A 3,748-nucleotide genomic window follows, 5' to 3' on the forward strand; every position below is an offset into this window, starting at 1 on the left:
GGCGCGTCGACCTCGCCGACCTCTGGCCGGCCGCGGAGGTACGGCGCCTGACGGGACGCGTGCAGGCCGCGGCCACCCCGGCCCTCGGGCTGGAGGAGGTCGCCCTGGAGCGGGCGGCCGCCTCGGCCGCCCCCGATCCGCTGGTGCGCTCGATCGTGGCCGCGCTCGACGCGGGCCGCCCGGTCGCCGCGACCGCCGACGGACTCGGCGTGAGCGCCCGGCAGCTGCACCGCCGCTCGCTCGCCGCGTTCGGCTACGGCCCCAAGACCCTGGCCCGTGTCCTGCGGCTCCAGCGGGCGCTCGCCCTGGCCCGGAAGGGGGTGCCCTTCGCCGAGACGGCGACCCGCACCGGCTTCGCGGACCAGGCCCACCTCGCCCGCGACGTACGCGACCTGACGGGCGTGCCGCTCGGGGAGCTGCTCGCCGTCTAACCCTCGTTCCGTGTGTCCAGCGGGGCGAACAGGTCCACCCCGTTCCCGTCGGGGTCCAGCACCACCGCGTACCGCTGGCCCCACACCGCGTCCCACGGCTTCAGCTCGCTCCGGTACCCGGCGCCGACCAGCTCCGCGTGGACCGCGTCCACCTCGGCCGGGTCCTCGCACCGCATCGCGAGCGAGGTCCGGCCACCGGTGGCGGGCGGTTGCCAGTCGGGGGTGAAGGAGCGCACCGTCTCGTCGGTGTCGAGCATCAGCCGCAGTCCGCCGGGCAGGTGCGCCTCGGCGTGCGGCGCGGCCTCGGAGCCCTCGGGGAAGGCGAAGCCGAGGCGGCGGTAGAAGGCGACCGAGGCGGCCATGTCGGAGACGGCCATGCCGATCGCGTCGAAACGTGGAGTCATACGGGTCACCGTAGGCGGGCCCCGCGGCGGCGGTCTTGAAGGAATCGGACACCTTGCCCCACCGCGGACCTAGGCTCGGGACCATGACCACCCGCATCCTCGCGTACACCCGCACCACCGCCTACCGCCACGACTCCATACCGGCGGGCCTGGCCGCCCTGCGCACCCTCGGCTTCGCCGTCGACGCCACCGAGGACCCGGCGGCCTTCGAGACGCCCCTGGACCCGTACGCGGCGGTCGTCCTCCTCTCCACCAGCGGCGAGGTGCTGACGGACGCGGGCCGCGCCCGCCTGCGGGCGTACGTCGAGGGGGGCGGCGGCTTCGCCGGGGTGCACGCGGCCGCCTGCACCGAGGACGACTGGCCGTACTACGGCGAACTGCTCGGCGCCCGCTTCGCCCGCCACCCCGCGTACCAGCCGGGCCGGGTCGTGATCGAGGACCGCGGGCACCCGGCCACCCGCCACCTGCCCGCCGTCTGGGGGTTCAGCGACGAGTGGTACGACTTCCGCGCCAACCCGCGCGGCACGGCGCACGTGCTCGCCACGGCCGACGAGACCTCGTACGAGGGCGGCGGGATGGGCGCCGACCATCCCCTGGTGTGGTGCCGCGAACAGGGCGCGGGCCGGGTCTTCTACACCGCGCTCGGCCACGCCGCCGAGGCCTACGACGACCCGGACTTCCGCGCCCACCTGCGCGGCGGCATCGGCTGGGCGGCCGGGACGGCGGCCTGACCCCCGCCCTGCGCCCTGACCTCCCGTCCTGACCGCCGGCCTGACCCCCGCCCGGCTCACCGCCCCCGTGGCGGCGCCGTGCTCGCCCGCTCCACCAGCCGTGTCGACAGCTCCGTACGCGTCCCCTCCGGCCGCTCGCCCGCCATCATCCGCACCAGCAGGCGCAGCGACGCCGCGGCCATCTCCGCCAGCGGCTGGCGCACCGTCGTGAGCGCGGGCGTGGCCCAGCGCGCCTCGGGCAGGTCGTCGAAGCCGACCACGCTCACGTCCGCCGGCACCCGCAGCCCCCGCTCGGCCAGCGCCCGGTACACCCCGAGCGCCATCGTGTCCGAGCAGACGAAGACGGCGGTGGGCGGCTCCGGCAGGTCGAGCAGTTCCCCCGTCCGGCGGTACGCGGTGGCCTCGTCGAAGTTGCCGTGGCGGACGTACTCGGGGCGGTGCCGGATGCCGGCGGCGGCGAGCGCCGAGCGGTACCCCGCGACCCGCGCGCCGCTGCACATCCGGCGCCGGTACCCGGCGACGCAGGCGATCCGCTCGTGCCCGAGCCCCAGCAGGTGCTCGGCGGCCGTGACCCCGCCCTGCCAGTTCGCCGCGCCCACCGACACCACGCCCGGCGGCGGCTCCACCACGGGGTCGATCAGCACGTAGGGGATGCGCCGCTGGTCGAGCCAGGCGTACTGGGCCGCGGTCAGCTCCGTGAGGTTGAACAGGACGCCGGAGGACCCGCGCGCGGTCAGCTTGTCCGTCCAGCCGCGCTCGGGGCGCCCGTCCCGGGCCCGGGTCAGCCCGGGGGAGACCACCACCTCCAGGCCGGCGTCGTGCGCCGCCTCCTCCACCCCGCGCAGCACCGCGCCCGACCAGGAGCTGTCCAGCGAGTCCACGACCAGGTCGATCAGCCCGGGTGCCTGCACCTCCTCGATGCGGGGCCGGCGGACGTAGCCGAGCCGCTCCAGCGCCTCGGTCACCCGCCGCCGGGTCTCCGGCGCCACGTCCTGACGCCCGTTGACCACCTTGGACGCGGTCGGCACGGACACCCCGGCCTCGCGCGCCACCACGGCCAGCGTCGGCCCCCCGGTCGTGCCGCCGGCTCCCGTACGGGCGGCGGCACCGGCCGCACGGGGCGTCCCGCTCGCGCGCGCCGCGCTCCCCGCGGGCGGCGCGCCGCCCGTACGGACCGCGCGAGTGGTACGCACCGCGCCACCGCTCCCGGAACGGACCATCGAAGACCGCCTCTCCGGCCCGCCCGAGGGCCATCGACAGAAAGCGCTTCCTACCCTAAGTGGGCCACCGGGCGGCGGGAAGACATCGGGAAACGGACCGGCCGCGGTGCGATGCTCTGAACGAGAGTGACTCCGACGGAGAGCGGCGAGCACGGCGAGTGCGACGGCGCACGAGCGGGAGGAGTTGGTGGGCGATGACGGCAGAGGGGATCGGGCCCGTCACCGGGCCCGTCACCGGGCCCGTGGTGCGGACCCCGTACGGGAACGTGCGCGGCAGACACGAGGACGGGATCGCGGTCTTCCGCGGCATCCCCTACGCGGCACCGCCCTTCGGCCCCCACCGGTTCCGGCCGCCCGTGCCGCCCGAGCCCTGGCAGGGCGTGCGGGACGCGGGCGCGTTCGGGCCGACCCCGCCGAAGCCGCCCTACTCGGAGGCGTTCGCGCGCATCCTGCTCGACCCGGTGGTGCCCGGCGACGACTGCCTCAACCTCAACGTGTGGACGCCCGAACCGGGCCCCGGCGCCCGCCTCCCGGTCATGGTGTGGCTCCACGGCGGCGCCCTCGTCCGCGGTTCCTCCGCCGTGCCGGTGTACGACGGCCGCGCCTTCGCCCGTGACGGGGTCGTGCTGGTCTCGGCCAACTACCGGCTGGGGGTGGAGGGTTACGGCCTCTTCCCGGACGCCCCGGCCAACGCGGGTCTGCGCGACCAGATGGCCGCCCTCACCTGGGTGCAGGAGGCCATCGCGGAGTTCGGCGGCGACCCGGACCGGGTGACCGTCTTCGGTCAGTCCGCGGGCGCCATCAGCGTCGGCGCGCTGCTCGCCGCCCCCCGGGCCCGGGGCCTCTTCCGGCGGGCCGTGCTGCAGAGCGGGCCGCCCGAGGCCACCGACCGCGACAAGGTGCGGCGCATGGTGCGCCGGATGGCGGCCCGGCTGCGGGTCCCGGCGACCGCCGCCGCCTTC

The 3,748-nt window shown here is 76.6% G+C and carries 5 protein-coding genes; 3 read left to right on the top strand and 2 right to left on the bottom strand.

The genetic code is table 11. From position 1 onward, the window contains the following. Positions 1–431: helix-turn-helix domain-containing protein (locus UW392_RS03775; protein WP_320773407.1), on the top strand; the 431-nt coding region annotated here is incomplete at its 5' end. Here the strand turns inward: UW392_RS03775 and UW392_RS03780 are convergent. After that, on the bottom strand, positions 428–835 hold the full coding sequence (locus UW392_RS03780; protein ID WP_320773408.1) for a VOC family protein: 408 nt from the start codon (positions 833–835) through the stop codon (positions 428–430). The two genes, UW392_RS03775 and UW392_RS03780, sit on opposite strands and share 4 nt — an antisense overlap. 83 nt (positions 836–918) lie before the next feature. Between UW392_RS03780 and UW392_RS03785 the strand changes: the two genes are divergently transcribed. Continuing rightward, the gene (locus UW392_RS03785) at positions 919–1,566 is read left to right on the top strand and encodes a ThuA domain-containing protein (protein WP_320773409.1); all 648 of its coding nucleotides are present in this window, start codon (positions 919–921) and stop codon (positions 1,564–1,566) included. Positions 1,567–1,622: 56 nt separating this feature from the next. Here UW392_RS03785 and UW392_RS03790 read toward each other — a convergent pair whose 3' ends face one another. Then, positions 1,623–2,627, bottom strand: a complete 1,005-nt coding sequence (locus UW392_RS03790) for a LacI family DNA-binding transcriptional regulator (protein ID WP_320773411.1) — start codon at positions 2,625–2,627, stop codon at positions 1,623–1,625. 353 nt (positions 2,628–2,980) lie between these two features. On the opposite strand from UW392_RS03790, the gene UW392_RS03795 reads away from it, so the two are divergent. Next, a partial coding sequence (locus tag UW392_RS03795; RefSeq protein WP_320773410.1) for a carboxylesterase family protein occupies positions 2,981–3,748 on the top strand: 768 nt, incomplete at its 3' end.

It is taken from the genome of Streptomyces sp. CRN 30 (assembly GCF_034105845.1).